Annotated in this window: 12 protein-coding genes; all 12 read left to right on the top strand. The window is 71.1% G+C overall.

The genetic code is table 11. The features are described 5' to 3' along the window. Positions 1–814 precede the first annotated feature (814 nt). The 12 genes from ACW9TB_RS03035 (at position 815) to ACW9TB_RS02980 (ending at position 13,297) form a co-directional block, all read left to right on the top strand. Positions 815–1,159 (top strand): acyl carrier protein, encoded by a 345-nt coding sequence (locus tag ACW9TB_RS03035; RefSeq protein ID WP_472746348.1) that lies wholly within the window; start codon positions 815–817, stop codon positions 1,157–1,159. After that, positions 1,149–2,537, top strand: coding sequence for an aminotransferase class III-fold pyridoxal phosphate-dependent enzyme (locus ACW9TB_RS03030; protein ID WP_472746347.1), 1,389 nt, complete (start codon positions 1,149–1,151; stop codon positions 2,535–2,537). Before ACW9TB_RS03035 ends, ACW9TB_RS03030 begins: the two co-directional genes overlap by 11 nt. Beyond that, entirely contained in the window at positions 2,534–3,010 is a 477-nt protein-coding gene (locus tag ACW9TB_RS03025; protein WP_472746346.1) for an acyl-CoA thioesterase, read from the top strand. The genes ACW9TB_RS03030 and ACW9TB_RS03025 overlap by 4 nt, the downstream gene beginning before the upstream one ends. Next, the gene (locus ACW9TB_RS03020) at positions 2,997–3,611 is read left to right on the top strand and encodes a 3-hydroxyacyl-ACP dehydratase FabZ family protein (protein ID WP_472746345.1); all 615 of its coding nucleotides are present in this window, start codon (positions 2,997–2,999) and stop codon (positions 3,609–3,611) included. The genes ACW9TB_RS03025 and ACW9TB_RS03020 overlap by 14 nt, the downstream gene beginning before the upstream one ends. Then, positions 3,608–4,810, top strand: a complete 1,203-nt coding sequence (locus tag ACW9TB_RS03015; protein ID WP_472746344.1) for a beta-ketoacyl-[acyl-carrier-protein] synthase family protein — start codon at positions 3,608–3,610, stop codon at positions 4,808–4,810. Before ACW9TB_RS03020 ends, ACW9TB_RS03015 begins: the two co-directional genes overlap by 4 nt. Beyond that, positions 4,807–5,493, top strand: coding sequence for a hypothetical protein (locus ACW9TB_RS03010; RefSeq protein ID WP_472746343.1), 687 nt, complete (start codon positions 4,807–4,809; stop codon positions 5,491–5,493). Before ACW9TB_RS03015 ends, ACW9TB_RS03010 begins: the two co-directional genes overlap by 4 nt. Before the next feature lie 5 nt (positions 5,494–5,498). Next, positions 5,499–6,890: a class I adenylate-forming enzyme family protein gene (locus ACW9TB_RS03005; protein ID WP_472746342.1), complete on the top strand. Its 1,392-nt coding sequence runs from the start codon at positions 5,499–5,501 to the stop codon at positions 6,888–6,890. Positions 6,891–7,076: 186 nt separating this feature from the next. Continuing rightward, positions 7,077–8,942 carry an amino acid adenylation domain-containing protein gene (locus ACW9TB_RS03000; RefSeq protein ID WP_472746341.1) on the top strand — a complete coding sequence of 622 codons (1,866 nt, stop codon included), beginning with the start codon at positions 7,077–7,079 and terminating at the stop codon, positions 8,940–8,942. Between the two features lie 160 nt (positions 8,943–9,102). Continuing rightward, positions 9,103–9,792 (top strand): class I SAM-dependent methyltransferase, encoded by a 690-nt coding sequence (locus ACW9TB_RS02995; RefSeq protein WP_472746340.1) that lies wholly within the window; start codon positions 9,103–9,105, stop codon positions 9,790–9,792. 36 nt (positions 9,793–9,828) lie between these two features. After that, on the top strand, positions 9,829–11,118 hold the full coding sequence (locus ACW9TB_RS02990) for a diaminopimelate decarboxylase family protein (protein ID WP_472746339.1): 1,290 nt from the start codon (positions 9,829–9,831) through the stop codon (positions 11,116–11,118). Then, entirely contained in the window at positions 11,115–12,473 is a 1,359-nt protein-coding gene (locus tag ACW9TB_RS02985; RefSeq protein WP_472746338.1) for a pyridoxal phosphate-dependent aminotransferase, read from the top strand. Before ACW9TB_RS02990 ends, ACW9TB_RS02985 begins: the two co-directional genes overlap by 4 nt. Then, complete coding sequence (locus ACW9TB_RS02980; RefSeq protein ID WP_472746337.1) at positions 12,470–13,297, top strand: 2,3,4,5-tetrahydropyridine-2,6-dicarboxylate N-succinyltransferase; 828 nt, start codon at positions 12,470–12,472, stop codon at positions 13,295–13,297. The genes ACW9TB_RS02985 and ACW9TB_RS02980 overlap by 4 nt, the downstream gene beginning before the upstream one ends. Positions 13,298–13,308: the final 11 nt, after the last annotated feature.

Raw genomic sequence — 13,308 nt, 5'->3', positions numbered from 1 at the left:
TTATGTGATTTCTGATGGCCCGGCCTTGTCCCGGAGATCCCTGAGATACCGGACTCTGGTAATCGCGCGGACCGGCCGGGTCGCCCTCGCCCTGCTCAACAGCGAGAAAAATGCTCGAAAAAACAGGTGAGAAAAAATGCCGCGAATATCACACAAAGAGCACTCTCCAAAATAACGAGGCTCTTCACGGTGTTTCAAGAACCGATGAGGAGTAAGGAGCACCGGTTCGTTCCGGCGCCTGTCCGGCGTGACACTGACTTTACGGGTTGGTGTCGTACGGAATCCTCCGACACGTCCCTCGCCGTGCGGAGTTTCCGCACGGTGGTTAATGAGTGACGTTATTGACCATCGGTGAGTTGCGGGCGGTAGTCAAGGAGGGGATGTGGATGTTCATGCAGGGTACGGGCACCCTTCACATCTTCTCGCCTTGTCCTCGGTCGCCCCAATGCTGAGTTGGTCAGGTTAACGAAGGGTTACCGGTAAAGGTGTTGACGGGAACACGGCGGTGGCCATTTCGCGGGTGAGGTGCCGTGTACATTACTCTCGGTCAATGTTTCAGTTAGGACCGCAAAAGCCACCTGGGGCGGCGATCCCGGCGTATTGCCACCGGCCGGACCGGTATGTATTGTCCGTTCGGGCGAAGCCACAACTTATCCGGTCGACCAGCCGGCCGCCCTCGTTCCATAGGCGGAACCGTGCCGAAGACGACACGTTGTCCCGCGATCACCTTCCCTTTCTCGCACCCTTTAAGGCTGCCCATCTCAGCCTCGCCATTCGGTGTTTAGCCCCTGTACCAGTGAAGGAGCGTTCTCCCATGCCCGGAATCCAGGAGACAACTGAGATTGAGCAGACGGTCAGGTCGATTCTGGTGACGGACCTGTTCGTCGAGGTGCCGGAGATAGGGCTCGACGACGGCCTGCGGGGCATCGTCGGGCTCGACTCGCTGGGCTTCGTCGAACTGCGTGTCCAGTGCGAGGACAGGTTCGGCGTCCGCATCTCGGAGAAGGAGTTCAGCCCGGAGAACTTCGCCAGCATCCGCTCGATCTCCGAGCTGGTCCGCAGGCTGCAGGCCGCCGGACCGGCCGCGTCCGGCGGTCGTGACGCGGTTGACGCGGTCGCGGACCGTACGCCGGGGGGTGAGCACCCCGATGCCGGATGAGAACGGCACCGGTGTCGCCCCGTACGGGCCCGGCGACGCCTGGTTCGACCGGACGATGCACATGAACCACTACGGCACGAAGCTGCCGTTCGGCTGCGTGGGGGCGAAGGGAATCGTCCAGCGGTTCGTCGAGCTCGACGGCCCGGGGGCGGGGCGGTCGCTGGACGTGCTGGACGCCAGCGGGGGCTACGCGTCCGCATGCCTCGGCGCGGGGTCGCCGGTGGTCGTCCCGGCCTTGACGCGCGCCGTCGAGGAAAGCGGCTACGTGACCGACGAGATCGCGTCACTGGAACGGGCCCGGCTGCTGGAGCGCCTGTTCGGCCCCGGCGGACTGTGGGCCGGACGGTTCCCGGCCGCCGACTACCACGTCACCGGCCGCAACTCCGGTTCCGAGGGAATGGAACTGGCGCTGCGCCTGGCGCTGGAGTCCCGCTTCGACCGCCGCAACCTGCGCGCCGCGGCGGGCAAGGAGGGACGCGACGTCGTCCTCGCCTTCGAGGGGGCCTGGCACGGCTGGACCGGCGGGCTGCTCCCGCTGCTGAACAGGCGGCACTACCGGATCGGCCTGCCCGCCGTGGCGGCGGAGCCGTTCGGCTTCACGGCCGAGCACATCCCGTTCGGCGAGATCGAGACGGCCAGGGAGTACTTCGCCCGCAACGGGCACCGGGTGCTCGCCGTGGTGATCGAACCCGTCCAGGGAGACGCCGGGATCCTGACCCCGCCCCCCGGCTACCTGCGCGAGGTGGCACGCCTGTGCCGGGAGAGCGGCGCGCTGCTCGTCGCGGACGAGGTTCTCACCTTCGCCAAGACCGGCGAGTTCTTCGGGATGACGGACGCGGAGGGCCCGATTCCCACCGACGTCACCGTGCTGGGCAAGAGCCTCGGCATGGGGGTGCTGTCCACCTCCATGGTCGTCGCCCGCCGGAGCCTGATCGTACGGGAGACCGGCACCGTCGCCACCTCGGACCTGCGCCCGATCACCTGCGCGGTGATGGGGGCGGGCATCGAACACGTCCACGCCGAAGGTCTGCTCGAACGGTCGCGGACGCTGGGAGACCACCTGGGGACGCTGCTGCGGCGCGATCTGGTGGACCAGTTTCCCACCCTCTACCGGGAGGCCAGGGGGGTGGGTGTCATGCACGGCGTGGAGCTCACCGAGGCCGCGGCCGCGCACCTCGGCGCGTTCAGGGAACGCATGATCCGCAGCGGTGTGTACGTGGAGTTCATGGCGGGTGCCGGACGGCGTTCGCACGGCCTGCGCTACGTCTTCCCCACGATGCGGGTCGCCCCGCCGCTCGTCGTCACCGCCGCCGAGGTGGAGTCGATCGTGGAGCGCCTCGTCGACGGCTCGCGGGCGTTCCGCAAGGAGGCGCTGTGACCACCGCCGCGCCGACCGGCCGTCCCACGCTGGTCCCCGTACGGCACCGGGTCGAGCACGTCGACATCGACGCGTCCGGCGTGATGCACTTCGCGCGCTATCCGTCCCTGCTCGAAACCGCGGCCCTGGAGAACCTGGACCGCCTCGGCGTCGGGGTCGACGCCCTCGCCCGCGACGGTCTCGACCTCGTCGTGGCGGAACTGAGCATGCGCTACCACGCGTCCGCCCGCTTCCTCGACCAGCTGGACCTGGAGATCTCCGTCCTGCACGTCGGGGCCGCGAGCTTCCGGCTCTCCGGCACGGTACTTCGCACGCGGCCCGAGTCCGAACCCGAGTCCGAGGGGGAGTCGCGGCGGCTGTCCACCGGCGTCTTCGTCTTCGGCGTGGTCGACAGGACGAAGGGTGCCGCGTGCGCGCTTCCCGAACAACTCAGGAAATCGCTGAAGGAGTGCCGCCACGATGCAGACATCTGAGACCGCCACCACGCCCCCGGTCACCGCGACCACCGCGACCACCGCGACCACGGACGGCGTAACCACGGACGGCACCACCCTGACCACCGCGACCACGGGCACCACGCCCTCGGACGGCACGACCCCGGTGGACGCGGGCGACAGAACCCTCGGATTCACCGAGATCAAGCAGTGGCTCCGCCACCGGCACCCCATGATCTACATCGACCGCGTGCTGGACTACGAACCGGGCGCGCACCTCACCAGCACCCTTCTCGTCTCCGGCACGATGGACGTCATCGCCGGGCACTTCCCGGAACGCGCGATCTTCCCGGCGAGCCACCTCACCCAGGCCTTCGCGCAGTCGGGGATCATCCTCTACCAGCTCAGCACGTCTCCCGTCGCGGACGACGAGCTGACGCTCATCGGCTCCATGAAGTCGAGGTTCACGCGCATCGTGGTCCCCGGAGACCAGGTGGTCTTCACGGTGAAGAGCGAGCTGATCCAGGACTCCACCTTCTTCTTCTCCGGGCGCGCGGTGGTCGGGGACCGTACCGTGGCCGCGTTCAAGGGCACGCTCGTGCGTGTCAAGGTCGCCGACATGGGGCGGATGTTGTGGTGAGCGGCCCGGACACCACGGGCGCGCCGGAGGTCTGGGTCACGGGAATGGCGTGGTCCACTCCCCTCGGCACCGGCCTCGACGACGTGTGGCGCTCCCTGCTGGACGGCGCGAGCGGCATCCGGGCCGTACCCTCGGTGCACCCTCTGCGCAACGAGAGCGCCGCCGTCCTTCCGCATCTCTCGCTGGACAAGGACCCGGGCGAGCGGCAGCACATCCTGAGCCGCGACACGCTGGTGGAGGCGGTGGCGGACGCGGGACTGGACGTCACCGATCCGCGCCTGCGGGCGGTCTTCGGAACCAGTTACGGCCCCCATCTGGACGGCACGGATGTGGCCGCCCTGGACGACTGGTGCGCGGAGGTGGCCGGTGAGCTGAACATGCCGCAGGCTCCGGTGTCGCTCACCACCGCGTGCTCCTCGGGTTCGGACAGCCTCCTGGTCGGTGCCGAGCTGATCAGGAACGGCGACGCGGAGATCTGCGTCTGCGGCGCGGCGGACATCCTCACCCAGGCCAAGAGACTGGGCCACTCGGCGCTGGGCACCATGTCACCGACCTCGCTGCGCGCGTTCGACGAGGCCCACGACGGGACGATCCTCGGCGAGGGGGCCGCCTTCCTCGTGCTGGAGTCCGCCCGCTCGGCGACGGCGCGCGGCGCGCGGCCCCACGGGTACCTGCTGGGCGCCGGTTCGGCGAACGACGCGGTGAACACCGCCGCCCCCGACCTGTCCGGTGACAGCGTCGTACGCGCGGTGGGCAGGGCGCTGCTGGCGGCCGGTCGTCACGCGGAGGACGTGGCCGTGGTGAACGCGCACGGGTCGGGCACTCCGGTCAACGACCTGGTGGAGTGCCGCAGCTACGAACGCGTGTTCCCCGCGACCTCCCCCACGGTCTTCGCGACCAAGGGCGCGTTCGGCCACACGCTCGGCGCCACCGGCGCCCTGGAGGCGGTCGCGGTCCTGCTGGCGCTGCGGGACGGGGTGGTGCCACCGGTTCACGGCCTGACGGCCGTCATGCCCGGCTTCCCGCTCCCCCTGCCGATGGGCGGCCCGGCCGCGTTCGACGGCCGGATCAACCAGAGCAACAAGACCGACCAGACCGGGCCGAGCAGGCAGACCGGCCGGATCGGCAGGGTCGGGCTGAGCGTGACGCTCGGGTTCGGCGGGTTCAACACCTGTCTGGCGTTCGAGGGAGCGAGGTGACCGGCATGGCCGCCGAGCAGCCCAAACAGCCCAAACAGCCCGAGCAGCCCGAGCAGCCCGAGCAGCCCGAGCAGCCCGAGCGGTCCGAGCGGTCCGAGCGGTCCGAGCAGTCCGAGCGGTCCGAGCGGTCCGGGGCTTCCGGAGAGATCGCGGGCGAGGGGGTCGTCGTGGTGGCGCGGGGCGAGGCCGCCCGCGCGGAACTGGCCCCGGTACGCAGCAGGATCCCCTCCCTCTACGCCGACCCTCTCTCCTGGCTCGTGGTCGACGCGGTCGACGACGCCCTGTCCACCTGCGCGGACGCGCTGGACGCGGTACGGGACGAGGTCGCCGTCATCCTGGTCAGCGCGCTGTGCACGCTCCAGACGATGGAGGCGGTCGCGAAGTCCGTACGGAGCGGCAGGGTGTCCCCGCTGCGGTTCGCCGGAGCCAGCCCCGGCGGCGCGGGAAGTCTCGCCTGCATCGTGCGGGGGTTCAAGGGGCCCTCGCTGACACTGGCGACCCGCCCCGGGGAAGGGGTCCCCGTGGCCCGTACCCTGGCCCGCTCGTGGTTGCGCTCCGGAGCGGCCGAGTACGTCGTGGTGAGCGTCCACCACGCGGAGGAGGACGGCGGCCACCGGGTGCGCAGCACAGTGCTCGGGCCCGGACCGGACCTTCGCCGCGCCCTCCCGGTGCCGGGCCGGTGAGCACGGTGAGCACTGCGAGCGCGGACGGCGTCCCCGGCCAGGACGTGATCGACGCCTTCCTGGCGAACGTGACCGACGTCGACCGGCCGGGCTCCCGCGTGTCACTGGCCGCCGTCGCCGACGAGCTGGCGGGCCTCGGGGTGAAGCCCGGCGCGGCGGTCGTGATCGCGATGCCCAACGGAAGGCCGCTGCTGCTCTTCTTCTTCGCGGTGCTGCTCGCCGGAGGGGTGCCGGTCCTCGTACCCCCCTCGGCGAGCGCGGCGCGCATCGGTGCGATCGGACGCCGGTTCGGCGCCGACGCCCTGATCGCACCCATGGTGAACGCCGAACGGTACGGCGCTCCGGCCAAGCACCCGGTCGGGGACGCCGAGATCGTGTTCTTTCCCTGGCCGGAGCGGCGGCACTACGCCGCCGGTGAGGTGATCCTGATGACGTCCGGCACGTCGGGCATCTTCAGCGGCTGCCTGCACGACGTCGGCTCCCTGCTGCGCAACGCCGCCATGCACGCGCACGCGGTCGGCCAGCGGGACACCGACACGGTGCTGCTCAACCTCCCGCTCCACTACTCCTACGGTCTTGTCGCCCAGGCGCTCGCGTCGCTGGTCACGGGCTCGCGCCTCGTCGTCTGCGGGCCGCCGTTCACACCCTCCGCGTACGCGGGGACGCTACGCGAGCGGCGCGTCACGTTCTCGTCGCTGACACCGGCGCTGGTCGCCCGGCTGGCGGCGGGCGACACCGCCTGGTCACACCCCCTGCGGGTCCTCACCGTCGGCGGCGACCACCTCCACCCCCGGTACGTCGAACGGCTGCTCGTCGGGCATCCGGAGCTGGAGCTGTACCTGACGTACGGCCTCACCGAGGCGGGTCCCCGGGTCTCCACCCTGGCGGCCCACCTGGAACCGCCCAGCAGGTACGCCTCGGTGGGGCTGCCGCTGCCCGGCGTCCGCACCAGCCTGCGCCCGTCCGCCCTCGGCGACGGCTCCCGGGAACTGCTGGTGGAGTCCGGTACGGTACTGCGCCGCCGGGTGCCCGACGATCGCGCCGACCCGCTGGTGGCACCCGGGACGATCGCCACCGGCGACCTCTTCGAGATCGACGACGACGGCTACCACTACTACAGGGGACGGTTGTCCGACTCGGTGGTCGTCAACGACGAGAAGGTGTGGCTGCCCTCCGTCAGGGAGATCGCCACGTCGATCCCGGGCGTGCTGCGGGCCACCACCCGGGTGTACCAGAGCGACGACGAGCGCCGGTACGACCTCGACGTCTACGTGGACCACCCGGACCAGGCGCAGGCCGTCGAGATCGAACGGACCCTCGGGCGCCTGCTGCTGCGGGCGGAGAGACCCGCCCGCATCACGCTGCGCCCGATCTCGGACGCGGGCTGGCACAAATGAGCACCGCACCGACCACACCGACCGGGCCGCCCGCGATTTCGATGGCGATTCCGGTGGCGATTCCGTCCGTGACCCCGTCCGTGACCCCGTCCGTGACCCCGTCCGTGACCACGGCGGCGACTCCGTCCGCGATTCCGGCGGCGACTCCGATGGCGATTCCGGTGGCGAGGAAGGCAGGGAGAAACGATGAACGACCTTGAGCGGGAGGCCGGGACGGACCGGCTGCCACCCGTGCTGCGGGCCGTCGCGGACCGGGTCCGCCTCGCCCCGGACGCCGAGGCGGTCACCTTCCACGGGAGCTCCGTGACGTACCGCGAGCTCTGGAACCGTTCGGAGCTCGTGGCCCGTCGGCTCGCGGGCTTCGGGGTCGGCGTCGGCACCAGGGTCGGGCTCCACCTCGACCGGTCGATCGAACTCGTGGTGACCCTCGTCGGCGTCATGCGGTCCGGTGGCGTCGCCGTCCCCCTCGACCCGGCCTACCCGGTGGACCGGCTGCGGTACATGTGCGCGGACGCCGGTGCCGACCTGGTGATCGGGCACGAGGGCCACCTCGAACGCCTGGGCGGCCTCCGGCCACTCGTCGCGGACGGCCCGCTGGTCTACGCCACCCGGCAGGCGGAGGACGACGACGCGGGGGATAGCCCACCGCGAACCGCCGGGCCGAACGTTCCGCTGGTGGAGGACGACGACACGGGACACCACCCGTCGCGAACCGCCGAGCCGGACGCCCCGTTCCCGCGCGTCTCCGGTGAGGATCTCGCCTACATCATGTACACCTCCGGCTCCACCGGACGGCCCAAGGGTGTCCTGTTCGAGCACCGGAACCTGGCCAACCTCATCGCCTGGCAGACGGCCGCGAGCGGCTGCGCCGAGGGGGACCGGACGCTGCAGTTCTCCCCGGCGGCCTTCGACGTCATCTACCAGGAGGTTCTCACCACGCTCTGGGAGGGCGGCACCGTCGTGTGCTGCACCGAGGACGAGCGGCTCGACCCGCAGTTCCTGTGGGAGCTGCTCGCCCGCGAGCGGGTCAACCGGCTGTTCGTGCCGTTCGCCATGCTCCAGTCGCTCGCGCTCTTCGCGGACGACGTCACTCCGGACGTCCACCCGCTCCGCGAGATCTACTCGACGGGCGAGCAGATGCAGTGCGGCAGCAGGCTCCGCGCCATGTTCGCCAGGCTGCCCGGCTGCCGCCTGGCCAACCAGTGGGGAACGACGGAGACACACGTCGCGACCTGCCGATGGCTGCCCGAGGACGTGGCGGCGTGGCCGCCGCTCCCGTCGATCGGGACGCCGATCCGCGGTACGCGAGTCCACGTGTGCGACGAGGACGGCAGGCCGCTGCCCCCGGGACGGACCGGAGAGCTGTGGATCGCCGGTGAATGCGTCGGACCGGGGTTCGTGAACCTGCCGGACCGCACCGCGCGGAGCTACGTGCCCGACCCCTTGGACCCGGCCGTTCGCGCCTACCGCACCGGAGATCTCGGACGGATGGGCGAGGACGGGGAGCTTGAGTTCCTCGGCCGGAGGGACAGCCAGGTCAAGCTGCGCGGCTTCCGGGTCGAGCTGGGGGAGATCGAGACCCTGCTCAACTCGATGCCCTCCGTCGCCGAGGCGGTGGTCGCGGTGGTGGGAGAGGACGCGGAGGACCAGAGCCTGCGGGCGTTCGTGGTGGCCACGTCGCTGCCGTTCGACCGCGCCGAGGTGCTCACCGCGCTCCGCGACAAGGTACCCGCCCACATGGTGCCGTCGCGGATCGAGGTGGTCTCCTCGTTCCCCAGAACCCCGAGCGGCAAGCTGGACCGGCTGGCCGTCGCCACCTCCGCGCCCGGCTCCCCGTACCCACCCGGCCCCGCCACCTCCGCGACCGCGACCGCCTCCCCGTACCCACCCGGCCCCGCCACCTCCGCGACCGCGACCGCCTCCCCGTACCCACCCGGCCCCGCCACCTCCGCGACCGCGACCGGCTCTCCGCACCGACCAGGCCCCACCTCCGCGACCGCGCCCGGCTCCCCGCACCCGCCCGGCACCGGCCCCGCGACCGGCGCGGTGTGACGATGCCAGGCTCCCCGCGACCACCCGTGACGACCACCCGTACCAATCGCCTGTAACAACCGCCTGTCACAGCGAATTCGGCTCCGTACCGGCGCGCGACCGCGCGTCCTGCCGAGCCGATGTACCAGTGCCACGACACCAGCGAACAGGGACACAAGCCATGAACCGTCAGCTGGAGAACCTCAACAAGGTGTATCTCCCCCCTGCCGAAGGACAACCGAGCCTTTTCCAGATCTGGGAGGAAGGCGGCGCCCGCGACGACTCGGTGACCCCGTCCACCTACTCGACGGAGTACCGGTCCTGGATGACAGAGAAGTTGATAGCCGAACTCGGGCGCGGTGAGGGCGGCGGCCTGCTCAGCCTGGGCTGCGGCAACGCGGCGGTCGAGTCCGAGATCGCGCGAAGGGGGCACCGGGTGCTCGGGGTCGACGCGATGGAGGAGGCGGTCGTCCTCGCGAAGGCCAAGGGCGTGGACGCGGTGTGCGCGGACATCAGCCAGTGGTCCCCCGACGACCCCTGGTCGGTGATCTACATGGACGGCGTGCTCGGGCACCTCTACGAACCGGGAAAAGGCCTGCGACCGGCCCTGGAACGGATTCGCGCCTGGCTCGTACCCGCCGGTGACGCGGGTGTCGCGACGTTCGTCGCCTCCAACGACGCCACGAACAACGGGGCGCCCGCGCAACCGGCCCCCGGCATCGCCGGATTCCACTGGCTGTCGGCGGAGTACATGCGCGACGAGGCGGTCGCGGCCGGCTACGACGACGTGGCGGTGGAGGAGATCCATTACAAGCGCCCGAGGTCCGGGGACCGGATCCGGTCGATCATCGTCGCGCATGTGTACCCGTGACCGTGGAACTCGATTCAACAGGGAGTCCCCATGCCCATGAGCCCCGCCTTTGAGAATCGCCTCAAGGCCGCGCTGCCCCGGATCATCGAAACCTTCGGCACGCCGTTCCACATCTACGACGCCGAGGGTCTCCACCGGACCTGCGAGCTGTTCGAACAGGCCTTCCGGGAGATCGACTGCCGGGAGTACTTCGCGGTCAAGGCACTTCCCAACCCCGCGGTGATGCGCCTGCTGGCCGGGCACGGCTTCGGCTTCGACACCAGCTCGATCTCCGAGCTGGCCCTGGCCCGTACGGCCGGAGCGACCGGTGACGACATGTGCTTCACCTCCTCCAACACCAGCGCGGCCGAGCTGGCCGCCGCCCTGGACGCCGGCGCGATGATCACCGTGGACGACGAGGCGGTCCTGGCCACACTGGCCGACCGGCTCGCCGTCCCGGAGGCGCTGGCCTTCCGGGTGAACCCGGGACGGTCACTGGAGGGGGAGGGCAACCACCTGTTCGGCGAGCCGGAGACGACCAAGTTCGGGGTGCCCGTCGACCGCCTGGTGAAGGTGTGTGCCCAGGCCCGCGACCTGGGCGTCCGCGAGATCGGCCTGCACATGATGACGACCTCCAACGTGCTCCGGCCGGAACCGCTCCTGCTCACCCTGGACCTGCTGCTGGCGCGGGCCCGCGAGATCGAGCACGAGGTGGGCCTCCCGGTGACGTCGATCAATCTCGGCGGGGGCATCGGCATTCCCTACCGCCCGGAGGAGGAGCCCTTCGACCTGACCGCGTTCGGCGCGGCCGTCGCTGAACGCCTGACCGGCTGGAGTTCGCCGCACGGCCACGGCCGACCGGCGATCCGGTTCGAGTGCGGGCGGTACATCACCGGGCCGCACGGCGCGCTGGTCACGCGCGTGGTCAACCGGATGGACAAGTGGCGGACCTTCGTCGGGGTGGACGCGAGCATGGTCTCCCTGATGAGGCCCTCGCTGTACTCGTGGGCCTACCACCACATCACGGCACCGTTCGCCGAGGGCCGCCCGCGCGAGGTCGTCGACGTCGTCGGCTCGCTGCCCGAGAACAACGACCGGCTCGGCAGGGAGAGGGATCTGCCCGTCCTCGCGGAGGGGGACGTCCTCGTCGTCCACGACACGGGCGCGCACGGGCACGCCATGGGTTTCAACTACACCGGCCGGTCCCGCCCGCAGGAACTGCTTCTCCACGCGGACGGGTCCGTCGAGCTGATCCGGCGCGCCGAGACCGAACGGGACCTGTTCGCCACCCTCGACTTCACGCCGCGCCTGCTGGAGTCCCCCGCCGATCAGGGATATCCGGTGTGAGCGGAACCAACACCCGGACCGGGGCCCCCGGTATGACCGGAACCGAGACCGAGATCGGAGCCGAGACCGAGATCGGAGCCGAGACCGAGAGTGGGGCTAAGACCGGGAGCGGGATCTGGGTCAGGGAACGGGCGTGGGAGCTGGCGGCGGCGTCGGGATGGCGGCCGCTCGACCTCTCACTGGGCGTTCCCGCCGAACCCGCACCCACGATCTCCCACCCAGGCCCCCACGTTCACGCGGGTCTTCACGCTCCCACGGGCGCTCAAGCTCACCCGGATCCTCACGCTCCCACAGGCTCCTACGCTCCCACGGGCCCCCACGAGACCCGGCCACCGGCGGCCTACCCGCCGAGCGCGGGCACCGAGTCACTGCGTACGGCCGCCGCCGGATACCTGGCACGTCGCTTCGGCGTCACGGTGCCCGTGTCGGCGGTGGCGGCCTGCGCGGGAGCGAAGGAGTTCATCTCCACGCTGCCGTCGCTGCTGCGGTCCGGCAGGCGTGACCGGTCGCCGGAACGCGGCCGGTCACCGGAACGCGACGTCGCCCTGATCCCTGCGCTCGGGTACCCGCCGTACGAGTTCGGCGCGCGGCTGGCGGGACTGGCCGTCCACCGCGTCCCCGTCGACGCGGCCGGGCGGATGGACCTCGGCCGCGTCCCGGACCACCTGGCCACCCGCGCGCTGTACCTGTGGGTGAACAGTCCCGCCAACCCGACCGGAGCCGTCGAGCCCCGGCTCGCCGAGATCGTCCAATGGGGACGCGAGCACGGCGTCGTGATCCTCTCCGACGAGGTGTACACCGAGATGACCTGGGACGGCGCCCCCCGGACCGCGCTGTCCGCCGGGCTCGACGGCGTGCTGGCCGTGCACGGTGTGGCCAAGCGGTCGAACGCGCCCGGACTGCGGGTCGGCTTCTACGCCGGGGATCCGGCGCTGGTGTCCGAACTGCTGCCGCTACGCAGGGACGCCGGGCTCATCGCCGCCGAGGACTCCCAGCGGGCGGCGGCGGAACTGCTCGGCGACGACGTCCACGCGGCGGGCCTGCGCGCCCGTACCGCGCGAAGGCTCTCCGGGCTGGTCGAGGCGTTGAACGCCCACGGCCTGCGATGCGACCACCCCGGGGGCGGCCCGTTCGTGTGGCTCGCCGCCCCGGGGGGTGACGGCGTGGCGTTCGCCTACGAGGTGGCGGCACGCGCCGGGCTCGTGATCGCGCCGGGGATCGCGTACGGCCCCTCGGGAGGCGGTCACGTCCGCGTCGCCGCCGTACACGACCCAGAACTGGTCGAGCCCCGGCTCGCCGCGCTCGGCCTCCGGACGCGTGAGCGGTCCGGCGACAGAAAGGACCGCGTCACATGACGCCGAGTACGTTACCGGCCGAGGTCGACGAGCTGTGGGACAGGCGGACCGGCCTCACCCCGGCCGACGCCGCCGCCCGCGACACGGTCGTGGCCGCGGTCGACATGCTCGACCGCGGCGAGGCGAGGGTGGCACGGGTCGATCCGGAGACGGACCGGGTCCTGGTGGACGAGCGGGCGAAGCGGGCGATCCTGCTGTCGTTCCGCCTCCTCGGCATGGTGGAGGCGACGGCCGGGCCGTTCCGATACCACGACCGGATCCCCCTCAAACGCTTCGGCCCGGGGGTGCGGGTCGTCCCCGGGGCCGTCGCGCGCTGGGGCAGCCACCACGCGCCGGGCGTGACCCTCATGCCGTCGTTCACCAACATCGGCGGTTTCGTGGACGCGGGCACGATGGTCGACACCTGGGCCACCGTCGGATCGTGCGCCCAGATCGGGCGGAACGTGCACCTGTCCGGCGGGGTCGGCATCGGCGGGGTGCTCGAACCGCCCACGGCCGTACCGGTGGTCGTGGAGGACGAGAGCTTCGTCGGCTCGCGCTCGCTCGTCGTCGAGGGAGCCAGGGTGCGTACCGGGGCGAAGCTGGGCGCCGGTGTGGTGCTGACCGGGAGCACCCGTGTCTACGACGCGGAGACCGGGGAGCGGCTGCCGAGCGGGGAGGCGCCGCCCTGGTCCGTCTGCGTCAACGCGACCCGGCCCAGGACGTTCGGGGGCGGCACCTTCGGCATGTCATGCCTGCTGGTGATCAAGCGGCTCGAAGAGGGTGAGGTCCACGACAAGTTGGCCCTGGACACCCTGTTCCGCGAGCACGGGCTCGGAGGGTGAGGGCCGATGCG

This window comes from Streptosporangium sp. H13245, from assembly GCF_055690525.1.
This window is presented reverse-complemented; position numbering and strand designations above follow the sequence as displayed.